Annotated in this window: 22 protein-coding genes; 7 read left to right on the top strand and 15 right to left on the bottom strand. The window is 57.9% G+C overall.

All coding sequences use genetic code 11. From position 1 onward, the window contains the following. Positions 1-140 precede the first annotated feature (140 nt). Together BUB78_RS17635 and BUB78_RS17630 are read left to right on the top strand one after the other, a co-directional pair. Positions 141-935: a LuxR C-terminal-related transcriptional regulator gene (locus BUB78_RS17635; RefSeq protein ID WP_073200403.1), complete on the top strand. Its 795-nt coding sequence runs from the start codon at positions 141-143 to the stop codon at positions 933-935. Next, positions 932-2,350, top strand: a complete 1,419-nt coding sequence (locus BUB78_RS17630) for a LuxR C-terminal-related transcriptional regulator (protein ID WP_073200397.1) — start codon at positions 932-934, stop codon at positions 2,348-2,350. The genes BUB78_RS17635 and BUB78_RS17630 overlap by 4 nt, the downstream gene beginning before the upstream one ends. A gap of 161 nt (positions 2,351-2,511) precedes the next feature. Here the strand turns inward: BUB78_RS17630 and BUB78_RS17625 are convergent, their stop codons facing one another. Then, on the bottom strand, positions 2,512-4,833 hold the full coding sequence (locus BUB78_RS17625; RefSeq protein ID WP_073200410.1) for a Tex family protein: 2,322 nt from the start codon (positions 4,831-4,833) through the stop codon (positions 2,512-2,514). A 356-nt stretch (positions 4,834-5,189) separates the two neighbouring features. Here BUB78_RS17625 and BUB78_RS17620 point away from each other — a divergent pair, with 356 nt between their 5' ends. After that, the gene (locus BUB78_RS17620; RefSeq protein WP_073200395.1) at positions 5,190-6,551 is read left to right on the top strand and encodes a GSCFA domain-containing protein; all 1,362 of its coding nucleotides are present in this window, start codon (positions 5,190-5,192) and stop codon (positions 6,549-6,551) included. 161 nt (positions 6,552-6,712) lie between these two features. Here the strand turns inward: BUB78_RS17620 and BUB78_RS17615 are convergent, their stop codons facing one another. From BUB78_RS17615 to BUB78_RS20985, 6 genes are all read right to left on the bottom strand, one after another. Beyond that, positions 6,713-7,411 (bottom strand): FkbM family methyltransferase, encoded by a 699-nt coding sequence (locus BUB78_RS17615; RefSeq protein WP_073200394.1) that lies wholly within the window; start codon positions 7,409-7,411, stop codon positions 6,713-6,715. A gap of 28 nt (positions 7,412-7,439) precedes the next feature. Continuing rightward, positions 7,440-8,438, bottom strand: coding sequence for a glycosyltransferase family 2 protein (locus BUB78_RS17610; protein ID WP_073200393.1), 999 nt, complete (start codon positions 8,436-8,438; stop codon positions 7,440-7,442). Between the two features lie 28 nt (positions 8,439-8,466). Beyond that, positions 8,467-9,318 carry a hypothetical protein gene (locus BUB78_RS17605; protein WP_073200392.1) on the bottom strand — a complete coding sequence of 284 codons (852 nt, stop codon included), beginning with the start codon at positions 9,316-9,318 and terminating at the stop codon, positions 8,467-8,469. 31 nt (positions 9,319-9,349) lie between these two features. Continuing rightward, the gene (locus BUB78_RS17600) at positions 9,350-10,036 is read right to left on the bottom strand and encodes an FkbM family methyltransferase (RefSeq protein WP_084732939.1); all 687 of its coding nucleotides are present in this window, start codon (positions 10,034-10,036) and stop codon (positions 9,350-9,352) included. A 27-nt stretch (positions 10,037-10,063) separates the two neighbouring features. Continuing rightward, positions 10,064-11,605, bottom strand: coding sequence for a hypothetical protein (locus BUB78_RS17595; RefSeq protein ID WP_073200390.1), 1,542 nt, complete (start codon positions 11,603-11,605; stop codon positions 10,064-10,066). Between the two features lie 224 nt (positions 11,606-11,829). Beyond that, positions 11,830-12,378 carry a hypothetical protein gene (locus tag BUB78_RS20985; RefSeq protein WP_220084030.1) on the bottom strand — a complete coding sequence of 183 codons (549 nt, stop codon included), beginning with the start codon at positions 12,376-12,378 and terminating at the stop codon, positions 11,830-11,832. Here BUB78_RS20985 and BUB78_RS20765 point away from each other — a divergent pair. Both BUB78_RS20765 and BUB78_RS17585 read left to right on the top strand, forming a co-directional pair. Beyond that, positions 12,337-13,842, top strand: a complete 1,506-nt coding sequence (locus tag BUB78_RS20765; protein WP_220084029.1) for a tetratricopeptide repeat protein — start codon at positions 12,337-12,339, stop codon at positions 13,840-13,842. The genes BUB78_RS20985 and BUB78_RS20765 overlap by 42 nt on opposite strands. Positions 13,843-13,930: 88 nt before the next feature. Further along, positions 13,931-14,614 carry a sulfotransferase family 2 domain-containing protein gene (locus tag BUB78_RS17585; protein ID WP_073200386.1) on the top strand — a complete coding sequence of 228 codons (684 nt, stop codon included), beginning with the start codon at positions 13,931-13,933 and terminating at the stop codon, positions 14,612-14,614. 36 nt (positions 14,615-14,650) lie between these two features. Here the strand turns inward: BUB78_RS17585 and BUB78_RS17580 are convergent, their stop codons facing one another. The 4 genes from BUB78_RS17580 to BUB78_RS17565 are packed head-to-tail and all read right to left on the bottom strand — an operon-like array spanning position 14,651 to position 18,543. Continuing rightward, the gene (locus tag BUB78_RS17580; protein WP_073200409.1) at positions 14,651-15,214 is read right to left on the bottom strand and encodes a PqiC family protein; all 564 of its coding nucleotides are present in this window, start codon (positions 15,212-15,214) and stop codon (positions 14,651-14,653) included. 2 nt (positions 15,215-15,216) lie between these two features. Beyond that, complete coding sequence (locus tag BUB78_RS17575) at positions 15,217-17,301, bottom strand: PqiB family protein (RefSeq protein WP_073200384.1); 2,085 nt, start codon at positions 17,299-17,301, stop codon at positions 15,217-15,219. Next, positions 17,294-17,944 carry a paraquat-inducible protein A gene (locus tag BUB78_RS17570; RefSeq protein ID WP_073200382.1) on the bottom strand — a complete coding sequence of 217 codons (651 nt, stop codon included), beginning with the start codon at positions 17,942-17,944 and terminating at the stop codon, positions 17,294-17,296. Before BUB78_RS17570 ends, BUB78_RS17575 begins: the two co-directional genes overlap by 8 nt. Further along, on the bottom strand, positions 17,911-18,543 hold the full coding sequence (locus tag BUB78_RS17565) for a paraquat-inducible protein A (RefSeq protein WP_084732937.1): 633 nt from the start codon (positions 18,541-18,543) through the stop codon (positions 17,911-17,913). The genes BUB78_RS17570 and BUB78_RS17565 overlap by 34 nt, the downstream gene beginning before the upstream one ends. A gap of 136 nt (positions 18,544-18,679) precedes the next feature. Between BUB78_RS17565 and BUB78_RS17560 the strand changes: the two genes are divergently transcribed. Beyond that, complete coding sequence (locus BUB78_RS17560; RefSeq protein WP_073200378.1) at positions 18,680-19,372, top strand: hypothetical protein; 693 nt, start codon at positions 18,680-18,682, stop codon at positions 19,370-19,372. Here BUB78_RS17560 and BUB78_RS21295 read toward each other — a convergent pair. Next, positions 19,369-19,587: a GDCCVxC domain-containing (seleno)protein gene (locus tag BUB78_RS21295; RefSeq protein WP_073200408.1), complete on the bottom strand. Its 219-nt coding sequence runs from the start codon at positions 19,585-19,587 to the stop codon at positions 19,369-19,371. The two genes, BUB78_RS17560 and BUB78_RS21295, sit on opposite strands and share 4 nt — an antisense overlap. 248 nt (positions 19,588-19,835) lie before the next feature. Between BUB78_RS21295 and BUB78_RS17550 the strand changes: the two genes are divergently transcribed. Continuing rightward, the gene (locus BUB78_RS17550) at positions 19,836-20,387 is read left to right on the top strand and encodes an ankyrin repeat domain-containing protein (RefSeq protein ID WP_170865101.1); all 552 of its coding nucleotides are present in this window, start codon (positions 19,836-19,838) and stop codon (positions 20,385-20,387) included. Positions 20,388-21,205: 818 nt separating this feature from the next. Here BUB78_RS17550 and BUB78_RS17545 read toward each other — a convergent pair. From BUB78_RS17545 to BUB78_RS17535, 3 genes are all read right to left on the bottom strand, one after another. Then, positions 21,206-21,430, bottom strand: coding sequence for a hypothetical protein (locus BUB78_RS17545; RefSeq protein ID WP_220084028.1), 225 nt, complete (start codon positions 21,428-21,430; stop codon positions 21,206-21,208). Between the two features lie 448 nt (positions 21,431-21,878). Beyond that, on the bottom strand, positions 21,879-23,096 hold the full coding sequence (locus BUB78_RS17540; protein ID WP_073200375.1) for a methionine adenosyltransferase: 1,218 nt from the start codon (positions 23,094-23,096) through the stop codon (positions 21,879-21,881). 172 nt (positions 23,097-23,268) lie between these two features. Beyond that, positions 23,269-23,931: a methyltransferase family protein gene (locus tag BUB78_RS17535; RefSeq protein ID WP_073200374.1), complete on the bottom strand. Its 663-nt coding sequence runs from the start codon at positions 23,929-23,931 to the stop codon at positions 23,269-23,271. Positions 23,932-24,048: the final 117 nt, after the last annotated feature.

Genomic DNA, 24,048 nt, shown 5'->3' with positions numbered 1-24,048 from the left:
TGCTGTCCGGATATCGGGCAGATGTAGTAATTTACGTCCCAGACGTGCAGTATTATCATACTGCATCCGGATGACTCATCATAGTCTCACCCGAAATTGAGTCTGGTACCGGAGCTTACGAACAGGAGCCGCGAATCGTATTGGACCAAAACAGCCTGAGCCCGAGAGAATTAGAAATCGCGCAGTCCTATGCGTCCGGGGCAAGCTATCAGGAGATCGCGCAGGTGCTTTGTATTGCGCCATCCACCGTGCGCACGCATCTGGCCGCAGTGTACCGGAAACTGCAGGTCTCCTCGAAACTTGAACTCGCGACACGCTTGGGCGGGCATGCGCCCGAGCCGCGCGACCTCAGTTTGATTATCTCCGAGCTTGCCCTGAGCCTTGAAGAGGCGATCAGCCGTGAAAAAGCCGTGAGCGAAGTCCTGCGGATTATCAGCGCGTCGCAGGGCGATCTGGATAAGGTTATCCCGTCCATCCTGAACTACGCGCTTGAGCTGTGCGACGCGGAATATGGCATCCTGTTCGAGTATCGCGGCAACAACCAGTTCTTCGCCAGTTTTACACGCGGCATCCCGATGCCATTCGGGACCTGGCTCAACGAAAATGGCACCTTCACGGTCAGCCCGCAAACCGGATTGGGCCGCATGGTCACTCAAAGACAGGTGGTAAATATCATCGACGTGAAATCCGAAGAGGTTTATCGCTCAAACGACCCGTTGCGTTCCGCCACCGCTGACCTTGGCGGCGCCCGGTCCTTTGCGGCGATTCCGATGCTTGCGGCCGACCGGCTGGTCGGGGCCTTCACCATCTATCGCCAAATGGTACGTCCCTTCTCCGAAGATACTATGCGGCTTGCCCGGGGGTTTGCGGAACAAAGCGTTATAGCGCTGGAAAACGCCCGATTGATCAGCTTTGCGCAGGGGGCGAAACGATGACTGAACACGCCAGGCTCACCGCGCGGGAAACCCAGATCGCCGACAACTTTGCGCAGGGCAAAAGCTATCAGGACATCGCCGGGCAGCTGTCGCTTGCCCCGTCCACGGTGCGCACGCATCTTGCGACGATCTATCGAAAGCTTGGGGTGTCCTCAAAACTGGAACTGCGCGATGCCATATCCGCCAACGCGCAAGCACAGCCCGTTGACCCGCGCATTCGCCTTCCGGAAAAGCCCTCTATCGCGGTGCTGGCCTTCGAAAACATGTCCGCCGACCCTGATCAGGATTATATTTCGGACGGGATCAGCGATGATATCATCACAGCCCTGTCGCGGTCGCCGTGGCTCTTCATCATCGCGCGCAACACGACCTTTACCTACAAGGGCGCCAATGTGGATGTCCGCCGCGTGGCTGAGGACCTGGGCGTCCGGTTCGTTCTGGAAGGCAGCGTCCGCCGCTCCGGCGACCGTGTACGAGTGACCGCACAGCTGATCGACGGGCTGACAGGCGGTCATGTCTGGTCGGAGCGCTATGACGCGGAATTGACGGATGTCTTTGACCTGCAAGACGAGATCACGCGCAACGTGGTGGCTTCCATTCAGACCGTCGTGCACCTCAACACAATCCCGGAGCCGGTCGAGCGCGCCTCGCGCCCGAATTTGACCGTCTGGGAATTGACCATGCGGTCATGGCATCTTCTCTATGAATTCACGCCAGACGCCTACGCCCATGCCAAGGCGCTACTGGAGCGGGCCCTGGCGCTCGATCCGGAAAGCGCCGAAGCCAACATGCTGCTGTCCCTGATCAACCATCACGTCGCGCTTATGGGGTTCCTGCCGGATCCGAAACCCGCGATGGAGGCGGCCTATGCGCTTGGTCTGCGTGCCACGCAGTTGGACGAGCGCAACGAATATGCCCATTGGGCGTTCGGCATCAGTTGCTGGGGCCTGATGAAATACGATGAATCGCTCGCGGCGCTGAACCGCGCAGTCGAACTGAACCCGAATTGCTCTCTGGCCTACGGCAGCCTTGGCACCCTGTTGGGCATTCTGGGGCGTTCGGACGAGGCCATCCTGAACCAGGAAATCGCCATTCGCTCCAACCCGCTGGACCCCAGCATTTTCTTTCGGTTCTCGGGGCTGGCCCTTGCGCATTACACGGCCGGTCGGTTCGAAGAGGCTATCAAATGGGCCGAGCGCGCGATCCATCGCAAACCCGGCTGGTACATGGCGCATTTTTTGCTGGCCGCAAGCCACGACGCGCTCGGACAACACGTCGAGGCGCAAGCGGCGGTTCAAGCCTGCAAGCGCGTGATTCCAAATATCGACATTGCCGATCTTGATCGCATACCGCTGTATCAAGCGACTAGAATGGAAGAACTCCGAGCCCGCCTCAGATCAGCCGGGTTCGACTGATGACGCATCTCCGATTTCTCTGAGCCTGCCTCTGCTTTCGTGCGCTGCGCAAAATGGCTGTTCCTTGTGAACTGTCGCCCAAGGCGGGCATCCCGACGATCTCGGACAACCAATCAACCTGACCATCGCCGAGCCGATGTTTGACCCTCTGTTTGGCCCGTTCAGGACCCGTTGGGCCGTCGTTTCATGGCGTCCGCCAAGGCAGAGCCGAATGCGCCCTGGCTCTTGGCTTGAGGGGGGCGCGCCGATCCCGATTTCGGCCCCCGGGCCGTTTTGGGCTTGTCCACCTCACGTCCGCGTGGGGGCGGGCTCGTGTCGCCGTCCTTGCGCATGCTCAGGCCGATACGCTTGCGCGGGACGTCGATTTCGGTGACGCGCACCCGCACCACATCGCCGGCTTTCACCACCTCGTGCGGATCTTTGACAAACCGATCGGCAAGCTGGCTGACATGCACAAGCCCATCCTGATGCACCCCGATATCGACAAAGGCCCCGAAGGCCGCGACATTGGTCACCGTGCCTTCCAGCGACATGCCGGGCTTGAGGTCGGTGATGCTGTCGATGCCCTCGGCAAAAGTGGCGGTCTTGAAGGTGGGGCGCGGGTCGCGGCCCGGCTTTTCCAGTTCGGTCAGGATATCGCGCACCGTGGGCAAGCCAAAGCTGTCGTCGACGAATTGCTCGGCCCGCAGGCCCGTCAGGGCGCCGCTGTCGCCCATGATCGCGCGGATATCGCGCCCGCAGGCCGCAACGATCTTGCGCGCCACGCCATACGCCTCGGGGTGAACCGACGAGGCATCGAGCGGCTCTGACCCTTCGGTGATCCGCAAGAACCCTGCGCATTGCTCGAACGCCTTGGGGCCAAGACCGGGCACTTTGAGCAGGGCCTTGCGGCTGGCAAACGGGCCATTGGCATCGCGATGCGCCACAACGGCCTGCGCCAGCGACGGCCCGAGGCCCGCGATATGCGACAAGAGCGGCGCCGAGGCCATGTTGAGGTTGACCCCGACCGCGTTCACGGCATCCTCGACCACCGCCGCAAGGGATTGGGCAAGGCGGCGCTGATCGACGTCATGCTGATACTGCCCCACACCAATGGCTTGCGGCTCGATCTTCACCAATTCGGCCAGCGGGTCCTGCAACCGGCGGGCGATAGAGACCGCGCCGCGAATGGACACGTCGACATCGGGAAACTCCTGCGAGGCCAGCTCGGACGCCGAATAGACCGAGGCCCCGGCCTCGGAGACGATGACGGGGGTTGGGCGCGGGCTGCCTGCGGGCAGGCGCTTGATCACATCGGCCACGAGGCGTTCGGATTCGCGGCTGGCGGTGCCGTTGCCGATGGCGATCAGGGCGATGCCGTGCTTGGCGATCATCCGGGTCAGGGACTCTTGCGCGCCGCGCACATCCATGCGGGGCTGGAACGGATAGATCGTCGCCGTGTCCAACAATTTGCCGGTCTCATCGACGACGGCAATCTTGCAGCCTGTCCTGATGCCGGGATCAAGGCCCAGGGTCGCGCGCGCGCCCGCAGGCGCGGCCAGCAACAGATCGCGCAGGTTGCGGGCAAAGACGTCGATCGCGGCGTCATGGGCGCGGCGGCGCAGGTCGGTCATCAGGTCCATGAACATCGTCAGGCTCAGCTTGACACTCCAGGCCCACCGCGCGGCCTCGCGCAGCCAGATGTCACCCGGGCCGTCGCCCTGAATGCCGATCTCGGCGGCAACAATGCCAATCACGCGGGGCAGGCCGGTGTCCGGCTCTGGCGCGATGTTGAGGGTCACGATCTCTTCTTTCGAGGCGCGCAGGATGGCGAGGGCGCGGTGCGACGGGATCGTCGCCCATGTTTCGCTATGATCGAAATAGTCGGAGAACTTTGCGCCAGCCTCTTCCTTTCCGGTGTTCACCTTCGCGGTGATCAGGGCATCTTTCTGCATGACCTCGCGCAGACGGCCCAGCAGGTTGGCGTTTTCGCCCAAGGTTTCGACAAGGATATCGCGCGCGCCGTTCAGCGCGTCCTTCTGGGTCGGCACCGCCTCGGAAAGATAGGCCTGGGCCAGGACGGCAGGATCGGCGGCGCGCTCGGCAAGAATGGCGTGCAACAGCGTCTCCAGCCCGTTTTCGCGCGCGATCATCGCCTTGGTGCGCCGCTTGGGCTTGAACGGAAGGTAGAGGTCTTCGAGCACCGATTTGGTGTCTGCCCATGCAATCGCGCGGGCCAGATCATCGGTCAGCTTGCCCTGCGATGTGATCTCGCCAAGGATGCTGGCGCGGCGCTTTTCCAGATCGCGCAGATAGTCGAGCCGCTCGGCCAGCTTGCGCAACTGCGTGTCGTCAAGCCCGCCGGTGACCTCTTTGCGATAGCGCGCCACGAAGGGCACCGTATCGCCGCCATCAAGCAGGGCGACCGTCGCGGTGACCTGCTCTGGGCGGGCGCCGATATCGGTGGCAATCGTGCGGGCAATGCGATCTGCGACGGCAGTCATGGCGGGCTCCTTCATGTGCTCGAAAAACCGTAGTAGCGCCACCGGCAAGGACCGCCAAGCCCGCACGGCCAAGAAAAGCGCCTTTGAGAACGCCGTCGCTGACGGTGAACGCCCCGCTGGCCGGTTCGCTTTCACGTCTGGCCATGGTGCGACCCGCTGGTGCGCGCCCCCTCGCCGCTTCGGTCAGGAGTTGATTCACGCTCTGCGTTCATTCATGGTCAGGTCATGAAATCCCGCTTCCTTTATGCCCTACCATTTGATCTCAGATAAACGAGACAGGTTCGCCCAGGCCAGATTGGCTTTTGTGTGTCCTGTCTCGTTACAAGCGAGATCCAGCCCAGAACCCGGAACCGCACATGACATCTAACGCAGTGTATTCGAGCACATCCAGTCAGGCTTTTGAAAATGCCCGAAAGAATACTCTGCGGCGATATCCCGCCCCCGACGCAGGCGGCGAACGGCTCTATCCTTTGGTCTCTCCGTCGGTCTCGCCGACATTTTCAATTGGCAAGACAGATTCGGTTTTCGCGATTGGCTCCTGCTTTGCCAGAAACCTTGAGGGGGCCTTGCACCGGGCTGGAATGAATGTCCTCAGCCGTCAGATCGACCTCGGAACGATCGGCCAGAATGTGGGTGCCGCATCTAATTTCCTTAATAAATACAACGCATCCTCTATCCTGAATGACCTGAGATGGGCGCTGGACAGAGACAGCTTTCCCGGTGAGGACATCATCTATCCGGTCAGCGATGAGGTCTATTGCGACCCGCAGCTGGGGCTTATCAGGTTGCCCTATCCCCTCGCGGACATCATGGATATGCGCGCGCGGTATCTGGATGCGATGGCACAGGTCATCACGGCGGATGTTGTCATCATTACTCTGGGATATGTCGAAACCTGGTATGACAAAGAGCTTGATCTTTATCTGAACATCGCCCCCCCGCCGCGCCTTTGTGCAAAGTTTCCGGATCGGTTTGAATTTCGCGTGCTGGGATTTGAAGATGTGCGTCAGGCGCTGGAAGACATTTACGTGCTTTTGAAAAAACACCGTGAAAAGCCGCTCAAGATGCTGTTGACCGTGTCCCCTGTGCCGCTCGTGTCGACATTCCGGGATGTGGATGTTCTGGTGGCCAATACCTACTCGAAATCGGTTCAGCGCGCTGCGGCGGAGACATTTGTCGCCGGAAAACCGGATGTCGATTACTTTCCGTCCTATGAATTCGTGACATTGTCCAACCCTGAGATTTGCTGGGCCAGGGGCGACTATCGGCATGTATCTCCGGACGTTGTCGCGCGGATCATGTCCAATGTGCTGGTGAACTACGCTCCTGATTTCGATGTTCCCGGAACCTATCAGGGCACTTCGATGACAACCGAGGCCACCTTTGCGACGGCACGGTTGCTGATGAAACTTGGCGAAGGTGATGAACTGGCCGGGCTATTCTCGCAGAACCGCGCGTTGTTCTCAGGACAAGAGACGCTATTGGCCCAGATCGTGGAAACCCTGCAAAAGAGCGCGCATGTCAAGCTGGCGGCCGATGCGCTTGAGGAACTGGTGACGCTCGCGCCCCATAAACCCCTGATTTTGCAACGGCTGATCTCTCTCACAAGCCGTGATCCCGAGGATCAGGAAAAGACGCGCCAGCTTTTGGCGATACATTCAGAGCGGTTTCCAGCCCGGTCAGATTTCAGAACACGGATCGAGAAATCCCTTGTATGAAATAGCTCGGCCCCGAAATGCGCCTGCACTCAATGGGCATCCGGGTCTGGATGCAGGCCGAGTTTCGATCAAATGCAGGAGCTTAGCCATTATCCGAGCGCATCTGTCTTTAAAATATCTTCGGCACGGTACTTTTCGATGATCGCAAGAAAGGCCGAGGTTTACTCTGATGTGCGCTTCTGATTGGAAAAAACGGATCTGCGCACAAACAGGGCATCGCCCCAGCCAAGACGCTTAAGTTCGCAATGCCCGAGTTCAAAACCAAGAGCCTCAAGAAATACAACGAAACGGGAAATCGGCATGTCACCCTCGTAAATATCGCCGATGCTGACTTCCATCCAGATAAAGTCGATCGACTTCAACGTATTGAGAGCGCCCAGAATGACATGTTTTTCCGCCCCCTGCGTGTCGATAAACATCATATCGTAGTCTTCGGGAACGATGCCCTTCTCAGGCAAAAGCTTGTCGAGTGAGCGCAATGTCATCGACCGCTTTTCTTCAAAATGAATATTGGGTTTGATTTTGGTGTGATCTTTAGGTTCAAGAAAGCTCGACGACTCGCCGGTATTGCTTGAGACTTTGAACGTGACGCTTTTGCCGTCGTCATCCCCGATCAGCGCCTTAATGGCCTCATAGCCCTCAATTTGAGACACCCGTTCTTCAAGCTGGCCAAAAGTTTCATCAAGCGGGTCTATGAAAACCGCTTTGGTCACGCCGGATCGCGAAAGCCTGGGCACTTCGCGGCCATTGTGCGCCCCTATCTGAATGACGCCGCGCGGCAAACGCTTGAACCGTGATTTTACAATCTCAACGGCACGCAAGCCAGCCTTCACCGGCGCCAGATCATTCTTGGAATTCATCGCTTAGGCCCCGCCCGTTTACGTCAGTTCATTTCACAGATAGCTTGTTTTCATAAAGCCATTTGCGAAACGGCTCCCAATCTTCTCTGGCTTGCAAGTCTGCAATCTTTGCAACATGCCACTCGCAAGCATCCCGGTGCAAGGCCTTGAGGACCGGATCATCCAGCAGCTTTTTCAGCATCGGCCTTGATCTCTGCGCCAGGGGAAGAATGCTTTTGTCTTCCACCTTGTTGATATTCATATCCCGCCAGTAGGTCTCGGCCTGATCGACGTCAATGTGGTTTGTCCGGCCTCTATCGCGCTTGACCATAAAGCTTTCGACGGATCGCACCGAATAGTGGTGAATTCGTCCAAAGCTATGGTCAAATCCGGGCCAGGCACGCCACCCGACCTTTTCTGCGGGGAAAAGCCGGCCACCGCCATCGCTCCACTTCAGGTCTGCCAACCTGTCTTCTGGCGTGTCTTTGGGGCGGTGCGGGCCAAACCTGCCAAAACTGCCGTTATTGCGAAACAGGGTTTTCAGACCATAGGCCCGCCCGGACGCGTATTCAGTCGGGTGATCCGCCAGGGTAAACTGTTCTGTGATCGGCGTGTCGCTGTATTCTTCCACGCCGCCACAGCCAAATAGCCGCCACGCCATGGATATCGCATCCGCAGGCCCGGTGTGCTCGATCAAAGACTGGATCGTGCGTTCGCCCACGGTGATGTTGATAAACTCATCCGCATCAAGGCACATCAACCAGGAGGCATTCTTGATCATGGGATGGTTGCGTGCGCGTCTCAGAGCCTGATGCTGTGGGTTTCCCCTGACTTTGACCGGATTGTTGACGTGGCTGGCAAGGCCCAGCTCCTCTAGTCGGCGGGCGATCAGATCGGTGCCATCGACGCAATCGTTCGTGTAAATGACGATGCCATCAAAGCCGAGCGACAGGTTATGTGCGACCCATTCAAGCATGAACGGGCCTTCGTTCTTCATCGTGGTGAAGATAACAAACTGCGGTGGCTCCATCGGCGTTTTCACTTCCATACGACGAGCAGGGATCAGGGCGTTTGCCCTAGGTCCCCGGCTCTTTTCTTACAAACAAATGGGCTGTCAGTGACGGATCGACCCCATGTTTCCTGCATATGTCATCGGCATAGGACCCCTCCAGCGGCAGCCCGTCACTCAGCGCGAAAATGTTCCGAAACCGTCGGCCGTAAAAATGGACCGAGATCGTCTCATCAGTGATCGCCTCGCAAACGGCTTTTTTCAAATGCGGGCGGTGAAACGATCGGGTTGCGGAAAAGGGCACCGGATATAGCACAGGCCCGTCAAAGGCATGCTCCACCTCGCCGGATTGATGCGCAAAGAAATGCAGGGCCTCCGGGCCGCAGATACCCCAGGGCATCAAGGACATATGAACCCCGTTTCCAGCCTCTTTCAAACGCCGAAGCTCGTCCTGTCTCTTTGCGGGCGCCCACGGCGGCACCGGGTATTCGTCCCTTGTAAGCTCCAGCATGGATTGCAGTATTTTTGAGCTTTTCGGCAGCCCCATAACGCCGGAACAGATGATCCGCCGTTTGTCAGTGCCCCAGCCGAAAAAGAACCCGTGATCCGGTATTTCAAAGGGCTTCAGGCAATAGGCATCGGTGTCGATCCACAGATAGTCGGTTTGATCCAACAGCCTGAGACGAAACACATCTGAGTGAAAGGCCGGGCTCCCTGTGTTGGCGTGATAGATAATCTCGTCCGTTGGCATGATTTCACGGGCATCACGCACTTCAACGCCCTCGGGGATCGATTTCACCTCGTCGTAGACATAAAGAATGGTGCGATGCCCGTTCTCGACAAACGACAGAAGGCAAATCTGCTCCATCCAGGTCAGTTCCGGCCCGATCCAGAGACTGGCAACGTCATATAATTTCATCTCGGCCCCCGATTCCGGCGATCACCGGCACTCACAGTTTGCGAAACAGCACCACGCCGCCATGCGAAACGCGCTGATCATAGTAAAACCCTTGCTCGGACAAGGCATCAAAGCAGGCCTTGATGCCCTTTGGTCGAATATAGCGGGTGTGCAGCTCGACATAAATCTTGCGAACAGTGCCGAGGTCGCCGCCCTGAAAAATATCCCGCTCGCCGCCCTCGATATCAACGATCAGGGCCGTCGCGTCGGCTTCCCGGATCAAGTCTGACAGGTATTCCTGTGGTATCCGGGCGACCGAAACAACATCCCGGCCCTCGTCGAGAGAAGATGACCAAAAAGGCTCTCTTATGTAGAAATCGACCTCTTTTTCAGGCGCAAGTTTTGCCCCCCCCGGAACAGCCACACAATTCTTGACGCTTGTATTGCTGAGGCCCTGCATCTCGTGCATCCGGCGGATATAGTCGGCCAGCATCGGGTTGGCCTCGACACAGGTGACATGGGCCACGCCGATAACCTTGGCGACATAAGAGGAAATATAGCCAATGCCCGCGCCCAGCTCCAGAACGCGATCCTCCGGCTCCAGGAACTTGGGCGTGGCAAGAACTTCGGGGCGTTCATAGTTTCCGCGTTTCAACGCCGCGGCCACCTGGGGGGTTATTATGGCGTCATCATGCGGTAGGCTGACGCCATTCAACTCATAGACTAGTCCATCTGACACGGTTCCACCTCGTCTTTACTGCCTCAATTACTTCGTTGCCGTTTTGGCCCGTCGAAACGCGGGGCCAACCCTCGAAGCTAATTCTTTGTGTCCCTTTTGCACGAGCGTCTCTTCCAAGGACCGCTTGTACCAAGGGAGTTTCCTTCGGTCCCGGTATAGCTGATAGAAGGCATCTTCCGTCAATGTACCTCTTATCATTTTTGTCATCACCGGCTTTAAAAGATCGGCGCGATGCAGAAAAACCGGCGAGAAATGACCTGAAAACCACGCCTTGAGCTTTATGACATTCGGGGTTGTCAGGCGATCCACATGCCATTGGTCCAGTTTGAAATAGGGGTCGGAGACGACAATAACCTGCTCGGCACCCTCGATTTCAAACGCGGCATCCGAAAACGGCAACCGCCAGTTTCTCATCCGGCCCATGCCAAAGCGCGTTTCCCAGGGCACGATTTCCTCATCCAGTGTCGATTGCGGGCTAAACGACAAGACCCGCGCGCCCGGACAAAGCGAGGAAAAGGCCAGAGCCGCAAAACCGCCCATCGAGGTGCCCGACAAGATGACATTCGTGTAGGCCTTAAATACGCCCTGATCCCGCATCTCCACCAGCGCCGCGATCAGGTTCGGCTCTCGGAACCAGTCTTTGCGATGCGCGAGCACGCCAAGATGCGCGCACCCCTCCTGGCGCAAAACCTTATAGGCCCATGGCCCGCGTTGCGGTGACAGGTCGTTGACGGCCGAAAGGTTGTCAAACGTTATCACAAGAGTATCAGAGGGGCGCCGAATAAACACGAGGCTGTGGTGGTCGAGCCGCCGGAAAAAGCCGGGCACAGTGCCACCGGGGCCAATCTCGCGGTACCACTCAGGGCAGTATTGCGCGTCCGCCCCGACGCTCTCGGGCGGTTGCGTGGCTTTTGGTGTCTCAGGGCGGTCATGGCTTGCACAAGGCGGGTTGGGAACGTTTGCGCGCGCTGTGCCAGCCCGGCCCAGGGCGCGAAGCTGGTCTTCGCTCACCCCCTGCGCAATCTGGCGGTCGGCATAGGCCAGGGTCAGCGCCCCACGCGAGTCCTCATCAAAGAGCAGCGGGTCAACATCCTCTGAAAACTTGATCACAAGGCCAAGGGCGTCGTCGGGCACCTCTTCGGCGGGCCTCCAAAAGGCACGGTCCGGATCAATCTTGCGGCCCGCCCCGTTCAGCCAGAGACAGTCTTGCTCATTCAACGCAACCACTGGCCGTTCGCCGTTATGGCCACGAAAGGCGCCCGCACGGAAAATGGTCCGAAATTCCATATCGCCCTGTTCACCCGCCTCTAGGATCGACGCATCCTGGGGTTTGAGCAAGGGCAATGCCCAGGCCGCAAACGGCGCTGAAAGCTCTGCAACCTCTCGCGCAACAGGGCGAAACCCGGCTCCGATACTGAGGTATTCGCCCACATTCAGAGCCACCATCAGGGTGTCATCTGAAAAGTCCTGCTCGGACATGGCCGAGACGATTGCAGACTTCAGCGGCGCGCCGACATCTATCTGCGACGGCCTGCGCAGGACGCGCCCCGCGTTTTCAAAAACCGCCATATCAGACGGTTGCCTGAACAGGCGGGGGGGCTGATAAACGATGACTTTCTCAACGCCCAGAGACAGATGGTATATCAGCCATCTCTCAAGGTCCGGTGTCGCCTCTGAAACGTAAGAAACTATAACGAAAGAGGTTTCCGGCGACGGCATGAATGAGGGTCTTTCTGAACAATTCCGTTTGAATTACACTACACAAATCAACAATGCTACAAGGTACATCTGTTTCAAGCATGAATACCGTGGAAACCCAGAAACGCGGCCATTTCATTTGTCTGCGCCGCGATCAATTGGGTGCTCGCTTGCTGATGATCCTCAACTGCATTCGGCTTTCCGAAGATTTCGGCTTTGATTATCTTATCAATTGGTTTCCACGAAACGCCGCTGCCCCGAAACTGGCGCAGCCCGAGGATCTGTTCTCGGCAGCTTATATGGAGCGTCATTTCATCTCGAATGACGACTACGAAGCCATCCGCGACGGCGCGCTGCCGCTGCATGCGTTCTTTCAGGACAAATCGCCGGATCGCCTGATGACGCATCTTGAATCCGGGCAGCATATTCTTTTGGAAGAGGGATTTGAGATTGCCATTTTCCCTTGGGAAAATCAGGAGAAAATCGCCGAGCGCTACCCGAAATTTATCGAGAGCATTGGCCTTAATCCTCTGGTGCGAAGCAAAATGGATGAAATCGACCGGGCGGTTTCGACAAGCTCGTCGGGGTCGGTATCCTATCACGTGCGGCGCGGCGATATCCTTAATGAGGCGCCATGGAAACACGGCATGTGGCCCTCGAAAATTGAACCTGACGAGCTCTACCTGAAACACCTCGAAGTTGAGAAACCTGATACCGCATTGGTGTTTTCTGATCTCGATGAATGCATTGGCCGCCTTCAGAAAGAGCACAAGAATGTGCGCGGGATCAAAGAGCTGATCAGCAGCACAGAGTGCACGCCCTGCCAGCAGGATTTTCTTGAGCTTTATGCGATGTCGCGCACGGAAAAGATCGTGGCCCCCGTCATCAGCGCCTTCAGCAGTGCGGCGGCCCGGCTTAGTGGCCGGGACCGGCTTCGGTTCGTTGATGTCCTTGAGCCGGCAAAGATCAATGAAGCCTATGACCGGGTCGCGGATCGGTTTCACGGTGGGTTGAAAAACTTTGTCAGCCTGAGCGAGGCCGCCCATGTCTTTTCGCGTTTGTCCCGCCATCTGGCGATGCATGACAGGGAGCAGGAAGGATATGAGATTGGCAAGGCCTTGCTGGACGCGGGCGCTGACAATGCGTTTCTTCCGATTTTGCATGCCATAAACTGTATCTATCTGTCGAAATGGCAGGAAGCGAAATTCAATATTGATCGCGCCCTGGCCTCTCCGGATTTGTGGAAAGAGGATCACGCCTCGGCGATGGCTCTTTTATCCCACGTCGAAGCCGCTTTGGGAAATTCCGTCGGCGCACGGCGGCTTTGGCTTCGCGCCTTTTGGGCCAAGCCGCACCTGCCGGATGTCATTGTGACCGGTTCCGCATTGCTGGAACGGCACCGGCTCAAATCCGGGCCGGACCTTCCCTTTGATATCAACCTTCTGAGGTCGCAGCGGCTGCCTTATATTCAGCGTGATATCCTGAGTCTTCAGCGAAAAATCATCAAGCAGAAGGTTATTGATTTTTCTCTTTTGACCATTGAATGGCGCTACTGCGTATTGGACCGAAAGGCGCAACGTCTGCTGTTGGATGTCAAACGCCTCAAACGTCTTCGGACATTGGTCGCCCAGACCTCGCCTGATCCGGGATTTGATAGTTTTCGCGGCCTTCTGCAGTCCTATCTGGGCAGACCGAGGGCGGCACTGAACCTGACAGCAGAAGCGCTCGAAGCCGCCCCCGGTGATTTTCTGGTCAACAAACGGCGCGCAGAAGTTCTCTGGGCGACGAACCGCCCGGTCCGGGCAATCCGACAGATGCGAAAGCTGGTAGATATGGGAGACCAAAACCCTTTTGGTCACTTTTTGCTCGGCAGATATCTTGAAGAGCAAGATAACCCCACTGAAGCTTTGCACCACTATCAACAGGCGGCGGCGCTGGATTCTTCAACACCGGCGTTTCACGCAGCCCTTGCAAATTGCCTGAGCAATCAAGGTCAGATTGATCCCGCGATTACCTCTTTGTCACAAGCCAGCGTTCTGGCCCCTACGTTTCAGAAATACTCAAATCTAAAAGACAGGCTCGCAAGGAAGGTCGCAAAGGGAAACTGAGGCGCGTGGCGGTTTTCGGGTGAAATCAAAAGGCGACCCATGCTAATCGTTTATCAAAAAGACTGGCTGCGGTCGGGAACAGGTAGAGATGATCATTTCACATAGCCACAAATTCGTATTTGTAAAAACCAAGAAGACGGCGGGCACATCCATTGAATGCGCGCTTGCCCCGTCTCTTGAATCTGGTGATCTCGCATCCCCACTTGTCGAACACGAACCGAAATACCGGAGGTTTTCCAGAGACTTCGTCCGCACCCTGCGCGAAAAAGACAGCGCGATCAGGGCCCGCAATCCGCATCTTCCCGCAAGTGTGGTCTCAACCCACTTCAAGGCGGAAACCCAAGGTTATTTCTCATTTTGCGTGGAAAGAAACCCATGGGACAAGGCAATTTCGGCGTTTTTCTTCTGGATTTCAAAACACCCGGTGGACCAATCCAAATCGCAAGAAGCGAACTTTTTGGAATTCGCCGAAAGTCCGCGGCTCAGCTTCTTTTCGGATTTTGACTCTTACATGGAGAACGGCGCCCCACAGGTGGACCGTATCCTGTCATTCGAAAATCTTTCCGAAGAATTTTCCTCGGTGACACAGTTGGTTGGGCTGCCTCAGGTGACGATTGGTGGAATCAAGGCCAAGGGCGAAATCCGCCCCAAGAACAGCCACGCACTTGAGCAATTTTACGGTGCCGATATCGACAACCCGGCCGCAAAACAGGTCCGGTCCGTGTTTGCCCGTGAAATAGAGTATTTCGGCTATTCTCCTGGCACAGGTTAGAGGGTGTCGCGTGAATTCAAATGAACGCGATACTCTCTAGCGTAGCCCGTTGCGGGCGATATGGCTGGCCAGATCAAGGATCACCTGACCGCGGGCCCTTGCAATCGCCTGTGGCCCGCCAGCGGGGTCAAACGGCACGGCAAGGTCAAACAGCCCCGAGCGCTCGCGCCCGCCATCGCTGACGCCGACAAAATACTGGCCCGAGGCGCGGAATTGGCCGTCGGCCCCGGCCACGAGGCTCTCGAACCGGGTTTCAAGCCGGGCGTCCGGGAAGGCCTCGAACGGCCAGGGCGCCGAGGCGACGCGCGCGCCGGTCAGGCGCGACAGGTTGCGCGCCAGATCAAGCGCCACGGCGCGTTCGGGTGAATCGGCCCAAAGGGCGGTGCCATCGGTGACCAGCTTGCCGCTGGCATCCTCTACCGCGATTTCATCGGCGGCGGCATAGCTCGGCAAGGAGACCTCGCGCACCTCGACCGAACGAAACCCGATCCGAAGTTTCTCGGTCACCTCGGGCGTGGCCACCGCGTAACGATCCGGCGCTGCGCCACATGCGGCAAGGGCAAGGGTCATCCCGATCAGGGCAGGTTTGAGAAGGGTCATGGTCATCGTCCCCGTATAAGTGCGTCTGGATTGCGTTCCAGCATGCGGGCCAGCGATGTCATCGCATCGGCGGCCTTTGAGATATCGCGCAGCGCGGCCTGCGCGTCGCGACTCAGGGTTTCGCCCTTGTTATAGCCGGCGATGGTGGCGCTGGCCTGATCAAAGACGCGGCGGATGCGATCCACAAGCGCCGGCAGGTCCTGGGTCGAGGTCGCCACCGCATCGGCGGCCTGCCGGGTGGAGTCGAGCGTTGCATTGATATTGGTCACGGCACCGCCCTGGCGCAATTCGGCCAGCGTCGCGTTGATCTCCTTGAGCGCCGCGCCAAGATCGGCTGGCAGTTGGCGCGCCGCATCGGTGCCAAGGATTTCATCCGCCGAGGCTGTCAGCGCCGTCAACTGTGTCGTCAACGCGTCAAGCGGCAGTGCGCTGGCCTTGGCCGCGACGGCCTCAAGCTCGGTCACGAGCGCGGGTACACCTTCGACAGAGGCGGTCACGCCCTTGGCCGCATCGGCGGCGGCATCGACGGCGGCGGCAAGCCGGGTTGCAAGCTGATCCTTTTCAAGCTGCGCCAGAAGCGTTTCAAACCGGCCAATCGCGGCGTTCAGAGTGACGGGGATGTTCTGCACATCCTGCGAGGTCACGATACCGCGCACATCGCCCAAAAGCGCGCGCAGGTCTTGCGGGGTCTCGCGAAGATCCTCGTCCGACACGAAGGCCTCGGCGCTGTCGAGGAATTCAATCGCGCTGCTCAAAAGCTCTTCGATCGGCAGGTTGTTGATCCGGTTGAACACACCTTCGACCGTCGCGGCGGCATCGGAAATCTCGCTTTTGGTCGTCGGGATGATCGGCACGATGCCCTCGCCGGTCAGAAACGGCGCCGGGGGGGCGTCATCGACCTGGAGCAGTTCGATCTTGAGGCCGCCGGTCAGCAGGCTGGCCGAGGCAAGCCGCGCGCGCAGCCCTTCTTGAATGCGGGCGGCAAGAAACCGTAGCGCCGCCTCGGGCGTGACCTCATCCTGAAGACCAAGGCGGGCGGGCTGGATCGACAGAACCGCATTCAGCCGCACGCGATTGTCACCAAAGGCATCGGCATCAATCACACCCGACACGCTCTGGACCGTGCCGATCTTAAGGCCGCTCAACTCGACCGGGGCACCGACGGCGAGACCGGCGATATTGCCCTCGAACACCACGCGCATTTCAAGGGTTTCCACCTCTGAGGCGTTGAACAGGCTGTTGCGCGCCGAAGGTTCGTCGGCAAAAACCTCGAACACGGTGCCATCGCCAACCGGATCGCCGCCCGACACGAAGGTGTCAAAGGTCAGCCCGCCACCGACCAGCGTCGCGAAAGAGGAAAAGTCGATTTCCGCGCCCGTCGGACCGACCGAAAAGGTAAAACCTGAGGTTTCCCAGAACCGTGTCGAGGGCGAAATCAGGCGGCTGTACTCTTCATAGATGATCGCCTCGGCAATCGCGAAATTGCCCTGCTGGGAAATCCGCGCCTTGCCGACGCGCCCCACTTCGATGCCGCGAAAAAGGATCGGGCTGTTGTCGGTCATGGTTCCGCCCGGCGTGGTGCGCAGCGCAAGTTGCAGACCCTTTTGGTCCGACTTGTAAAGCGGCGCTTCGACCGCGCCCTTGAAGCGGGTCCGTTCGGGGCCGACGGTACTATCCCAGGAGCCTTCGATATAAACGCCCGACAGCACGGTATCGAGGCCGCTGATGCCACGCGTGGTCAGTTCCGGCTGCACCACCCAAAAGGTCGAACCCGCATCGACATAGGGCGCGACGGCCTTGTCAAGGCGCACATGCGCCACCACCGCGCCAAGATCTTTGCTAAAGGTGACATCCTCGACCAGCCCGACGTTGACATCGCGATAGCGAAGCTCGGTCTGCCGCTTGGCGATCCCGGCGCCATCGGCGAATTCGATCTCGATCAACGGGCCGCGCGCGTCAAAGGCCTGCCAGGCGACGAAAAGCGCAATCACAAGCGCCAGAAACGGGATCGCCCAGACCATCGAGACCCGCGACAGCAAGGATTTGCGCACATTCTCGATGGCAACGCGAGGAGGTGTCTCAGTCATCGGCAGGTGATCCTTCGGGCTTGGATTGCAGATCCCAGATCATCCGGCTGTCAAACGCCTGGGCAGAGAGCATCGTGAAGATCACCGACAGGGCGAAAAACAGGCTCGCGCGGCCGGGATTGATGGCTGCCAATGTGTTCAACTGCACCAGCGACGACATGATCGCAACCACGAAGATGTCAATCATCGACCAGCGGCCGATATATTCGACCACCTCGTAAAGCCGCTGACGCTGGTGTTTGGACACCGCAGAAACACGTTTCACCGAAATCGCCAGGAATGCGATGGCCATGAATTTACCAAGCGGGATCACCACGCTGGCCACGAGAATGATGATGGCAATGCCGACCGCGCCGTGATGCACAAGCTGGATCGCGCCGCCGACGATGGTGTCTTCCTGTACGCTCAAAAGCGTCCGGGTTTGCAGCATCGGATAAAGATTGGCCGGCACGTAACACATCACCCCCATAAGCCAGAGCGCCCAGACCCGTTGCAGGCTTTTGGCGTCACGGGACACGATCGTGCTGCCGCAGCGCGCGCAGGTCTGCGTGCCCGCAGGCCAGACCTTGGCACAGCGCGTGCAGGCCACGAGACCAAGGTCACGGGCGCTTATGATGTCTGGGTGTTGTCCAGCGATTTCCATACTGACCACCTGCACAGGAAATTATCCTGCACCACTACAAGGACAACAAGCGCGGCGAACATCCAGAACGCCGGGCCAAAGGTCACATCGGCAAGGTCACTGATCTTGATCAGCGCCACGGCACAGCCGATTGCAAAGATTTCCGCCATCGACCAGGGTCTGAGCGCCTCTGACAGGCGGAACGCCTGCGCGGCACCGCGCGCGGGCGGGCGATCCATCACGATTGGCACGAGCACATAAATCGCCAACAGCACCCTCGCCAGTGGCACAAAGATGATAAGCGCCGCCGTTGTCAGCGACAGCGCGATCAGCGGCCCGTCACTAAAGGCCAGAGCCGCATCAAGGATCGAGACCGAATTGCTCGTCCCGGCCGCATTGATCGACAAAAACGGAAACACCGTCGCCGCGATGATCAGAATCCCAACGGCCAGCGACACTGCGATGATCTGCACCCCGGCCTTGCGGCGTGGCGTGATCAGGGCGGTGCCACACCGCTGACAAACCGCCCGCTCGCCCGCGCCGGGACGCTCAAGGCGATAGGCCGCATCGCAATGCGGACAAACGATCATCTCGTCGAGGGGAATCGCGGGGGCATTCATTCTGTCTGAATACCCTGTTTCAGCGGCCAGCAACATAGCCGATCAAAGGCCCGTTGCGGTCGGGTCAGTGAGCTGAACCCGAGCCGCCCGGCTGGAGCGCCTTGTCAAGCATCGGCAAATAGGTGTCGACCGGTTAGTGAGCCGATCAACCCGCCATCCGGATCGCCTGGGATGGCTGACGATCTGGAACAAGACCCGCGCCGAACAAGGCAAACCGCCGCTCGATCTCAAGGATCGCGATCAAAGTCTGGTCTGGCGGTTCGAATTGCGCATGGGCAGCAAGCAATTGCGCAGGCGTTGGGAAATCCGCAATTGGTTCGACCTCGACGCGATGATAGGCGATGCCTATGCCGCGTTCCTTGAAAAAGTCCGGTACTGCGAAGTGTCAACGGACAGTAACCGGTCCCGATGGCCGCCACACCCCTTGTGGCGGGTGGTTGAGAACGTCATCGCCGATGATTTGACCGCCATGCGATCTGGGGTCGTGCCGGACGATGTGAAAACCGCGAGCCGAGAAGAACACAAACGCATGCTCGACATGCAACTCCTCGGCCTGATGGTGTCACGCGCGGCAGCCGACCCGGATATTGACGGCGATCTGATCTACGTCTTCGTCAGCATCGGCAACGCCGCAGGCGAAGATCGCTTCTTCATTTTGGAACAGCCGCAGATACAACAGATGGTGAACGGCAATCATGTCGCATGGTTGGGCAAGCACGGCGGTATCCGCCCCAAGAATCCTCAGTCAACTCATACGGCAGTTCACCTCGCTCAACTCGCCGATTTTGAGGGCAACTGGGCGCTGATCGAAAGACATCTCAGCGACTAAGCACAGCAACTATCGCCCTTCTGTATGGGTGGGCATGGCACCGTCACGTAATAACAGAATACGCAACAGTCACCTTCCTTCGGCGTCAAAACCGTACCGCACGACTTGCATTCATAAAACCACTGGCAGGCGTCGGTTGGCATCGTCTCTATCTCGACGCGCCCGCACTTCGGGCAAGTCAGGGTGCTTTCAAGCACGACCTGAGGATCAGTCATCTTCGCCCCCGTCTTTTCCTGCAGCATTGAGCATAAGATATACCATCATCCGCGTCGACTCTGCCCCTTTGATCCACAGCGGGCAATTCACGCGCACTGGTGTTCGCTTCGATGCGGGGTTGGGAGCGAAAGTCATTTATGTTCATGGAAATGCTCGTTTGGCATAAGTGTTTGTTACGTATGTATTTATGCCGAAGGGTTTTTCTGGCTCCTGTGCTAAGATTGGCGATAGTGAGGGGAGAACCGTTATGAGAAAAGGTATTTCTGCCATCGTATCTGCGTTGATCATCGCGGCTGGTCCGGTGTCGGCAGATGGCGACTGCGCTGAACTCTGCGACGCAGTTTTCTACGCGACAGCGACCCCAGCCGACGTTAAGCAGTTGATCCACCAAGGCATTGATGTGAACGCGCGAGATGAGGTCGGAAAGTCTGCCCTACACTGGGTGGCTGGAGCGCACCATGATGTGGTCGCGGCCTTGCTTTCGGCAGGGGCGGACGTGAATGCCAAAGACCAACTGGATCGGACACCGCTGCATTTCGTTGCAGCCACGGGATCGGTGGAGAATATCAGGCTGTTGCTGGATGCCGGGGCTGAGGTGAATGCTCAAACGGCTAATGATTGGACCCCGATCCATGGTGCCGCCAAGTTTGGATCGGAGAAGCAGATCATGGTGTTACTTGAAGCCGGTGCTGATCCGGCTGCAAGGACCGAGATGGGGGAATCTGCCTTCGACTTCGGTCTTGGCAACGCCAAACTGGAAGGTACCGATGCGATCAAGTTGCTTGAAGAAGGGCGCTAATCCTAGGCCACAAAGAAGCAGGTGCGATCCGCCACTATGATGACGGGCCTGAATTTGAGGCCAAACAAAAATGGGTCGAAGCAACCGATCCCGGGAAATTATGAGTAATTTCCTTCAAAGAGTTCTTGGAAACGACAGATGATCGTGCTGCCTGAAAACGCGCTGCGCCCCGTATCTTGGCGCCTAACCTTTCACTGGCAGTAGCGTTTGGGCGGAACGGCTCGGGAAGCATCGGTCTCATATTTGCGGTAGCGCCCACCTGAGAATTTTGGACAATCACGGGTATGACCTGCAGCAATTACGGCTGCGCCAATGTCGGTCCTGTTCGGGAGGCACAAAGCCATTGTCACTTGGTTGAAGCTTGAAAACATAGAGGGCTGGGTTGTCTTTGGACTGCCACCGGAAGCGTCCCTAGGAGCTATTCTCAGTAGTTAACATGCCCCCAGTGGTGGTCGGCAACGAACGCGTGCTGACCCGCGGAAAATGGCGAACGGTGGAGGTCTTGGCCTGTCCGGTCACCTATTCACCCCGTCACCAAGCGACAGATGCCGACGCGCTACATTCTGGGGTTCGAACGGGGGTTTACACCAAATGATCCAACCCCGTGTCCGGAAACCGGACATGGGCATGATGATGCAGAAGTTCCCTTCGCAGAAACGGACGACACGGCAGACAAAACCCCTGCCGCGGCCGAACCGTGTCTGAATTCCGGACATGGAAAGGACGCGGGAGCCGTGTCCGATTTTGACCCCGACCCGTGTCCGGAAAACGGCCAGACCCGTGTCCGGAATCCGGACACTAACCTTGTAAGAGAACCTTTAAGGAAACCAGTAAAGGAGGAGGAGGACACGGCTGCGCGCGAGGCCGATTTTGATCAGTTCTTTGCTGAGCTGCTCTCGGCGCTGGGCTTTGTCGCAAATGCCAGCCTGAACATCTGCGCCTTGCTCCAGTAGAAGCTTCAGCGTTTGCGTATCAAAATTTTCCAACGTCGCGTCCAGCGCATCATCGGGCTGCACACCGCGCTCCAAAAACGGACGCAGCATCGCGGGATCGCCCTGAGATGCGGCAACGGCACAACACGTGCTCACATGCTGATCGCCCACTTGCAGTCTCACTGGCGAGCAAAGCTATGACCGATGGATTGGCAGTTGCCAATTACCAGATGGCCGGGACATTGCGGGTGTGTTGATTCGTGAAGGGCTTTGCCACCCCTGGCGTTAGCGTTGCCTTGCTGCCACACCCTTTTTACGTTCCGTTTGCTTCCACAGTGCTTCCACAGTGCTTCCACGGTGGTATCTGGAAAGCGAAAGGCCACCTTGCGGCGGCCTTTAAGCGACTGTTTTTGTTTATTAAAGTTGGTTGCGGGAGGGTGCATTGACCTTGACCGAACCACAGAAGAGTTCCTGAGGTACATGAGAGGGTCTAAACTCAATTTCTGACAATATGGGCGGATTGCCATGCCATCGCGGTTTTGCCTTTGTGGTTTTCGCCCTATTTCAGCGGCCAACGATCGAAGCCAATCTCGCCGTTCAACGACTGTGACCATATCTGATCAAGGCGAGAGATTTGATCCGCGGCTATTTCTTGCGCGAAGTGTCGTGCATCCGGCAGCCGGGCAGGATCGCGCAGCCGCAACTTGATATCCACTGCCTGGGGTTCGTTGACCGGCCTGCCGATCTCGCTGACCAGGAAACACTGTGCTTCGATGACATCCGGTATCTCTTCCACAAGTGCATGCGCGATCAGCCCAGCGGCAAGATTGTAGAGTTTTCCAACGTGGGTGATTGGGTTCTTGCCCGCGATCGATTCCATGGTCATTGGGCGATAGGGTGTGATCAATCCGTTTGCCCTGTTTCCGCGCCCGGCTTCGCCATCGTCGCCTGATTCCGCTGACGTTCCGGTCACAGTCATAAACACACTCTCAGTGGCCACGTTGTCGGCCGCGTTGACGTTGACCACGATGTCCCTGTCGGAGAAGCGCCCGCCAATTTGCATGGCCATCTCGGCTACACGCGTCTTTGCCGCGCAATATTCATGCAGGCCTGACACAAAACGATCTACGAACGCACAACCGATCGTCAGGTGGATGATGCCAGCCTTTCGGACGCCCATGATCTTGATGTCTTCGCCGATCTCTGGATGGGCCGCTTTGACAGATGGTGAGTTCAGATGCTGCTCTAGCCGCAAAACGATCATTTCCAACTCGCTCAGCGGCGCGTAACCGACGCCGAGGGATGTGTCATTCGCCAGCGCAACCCCCTCTGAACGTTGACGCAGGAACAGATCGACCAGATCGGGTGAACCGGGCCTCGTCAAAGTATGGAAAACCGCATCCGTTGTCGGGTCGAGGGCGTGCATGTGCTGCCGCAGCCAGGTCGTTGCGGCTTCATGGAACAATTCCTCGACGGACACCTTGATACCCTTGAACTCGGCCGTGGCGCGCCCCGCAACAAAGAACTCGAAAGGCTGTTTCACTTCGCCGCCACCGAAGGCCGAGCGTGCGCTACCGCCCCACAATAGGGCCTTGTCGACGTTGTGGTGAAGTACGAGGCCGAACCGATCCAGATAGAAACGGCAAAGCGAAAGGCTGAATTGTTCGGCAATGGCGTCGCAAATGCTGTCCGGGTGCCCAAGTCCTTTGCGCTCGACAATTTCCACGTCGAGCGTTTCCACTTCAGGCGTATCAAGTGTCGTGACCGTCGGCTTCATATTTTCTGGTTACTACAAAAACCGATCCGGCCAAACAGGTTGTTGGGCAATGTCTGCATTCTTCGGGTTCCAGCCCCTAATTGAGTATGCCCGTGAACGCCCCTGTCAGGCGGCGCACTGCTTTACCGGCTGACCGTCACCCGTGACCCAGGACGCCTATGATTACGGATGCTCAGAATATCCCGGGAAGCAACCGATAGCGCACACGACGTGCATAGTCGCGATAGCCCGGCAACTCGTCTTGCAGGGTTCGGTCTTCAAGTACCGTTCTGAGTACCGTTATGATTGTTGCCGCAGCCACAGGAAACAGGGTCCAAAACGAATCCAGAGCAAGAACAATGCCGAACAATGGGAAGATACTTCCCGCATAGGCCGGATGCCGCACAAACCGATACGGACCACTGTCACATACCACATGCCCCCGATCCGTCTGAATGAGCACCACACTGTAGAAAAAGCGGTTCTCGGCCAATGACCATGCCCCTAAAAAATATCCGAGCGCGATCAAGATGAAGCCAACGGCATTGACCCATAACGGAAATTCGGGCGACCAATGGTAACGGTGGTCCAGCCCTGCCACGATGACAAGGGGGAATACGATACTCACCGCCATCAGTGGCGCGAGCACTTTGTCCCAAGCTTTTGCATTTTGGTAATTCTCAATATTTTGTCGTTCGGCGGTCAATCCGGGATGCCGCCGTTCCGCCCACAGGCGCCCACCAATGCCAGTCGCAACGATCAGAAGGGAATAGAGCCACGCCTGCCACCAACCGAGGTCCCCGCCGCAGATCAATAAAACCAGCGGGATGAGGAGATACACCACGACCAATCTCATCCACTGGAGATGGGGTATAGATGTAAGCGGTGCGCCGCTCCCACACTTACGGCATGACGCCTGATCTGCGATTCAGAGGCTTCTTTGATTTGTGGGGAGTTTCTCGATGGTAGCTAC

It is taken from the genome of Roseovarius marisflavi (assembly GCF_900142625.1).
In the GTDB taxonomy this organism is placed as follows: Bacteria; Pseudomonadota; Alphaproteobacteria; order Rhodobacterales; family Rhodobacteraceae; genus Roseovarius; species Roseovarius marisflavi.
This window is presented reverse-complemented; position numbering and strand designations above follow the sequence as displayed.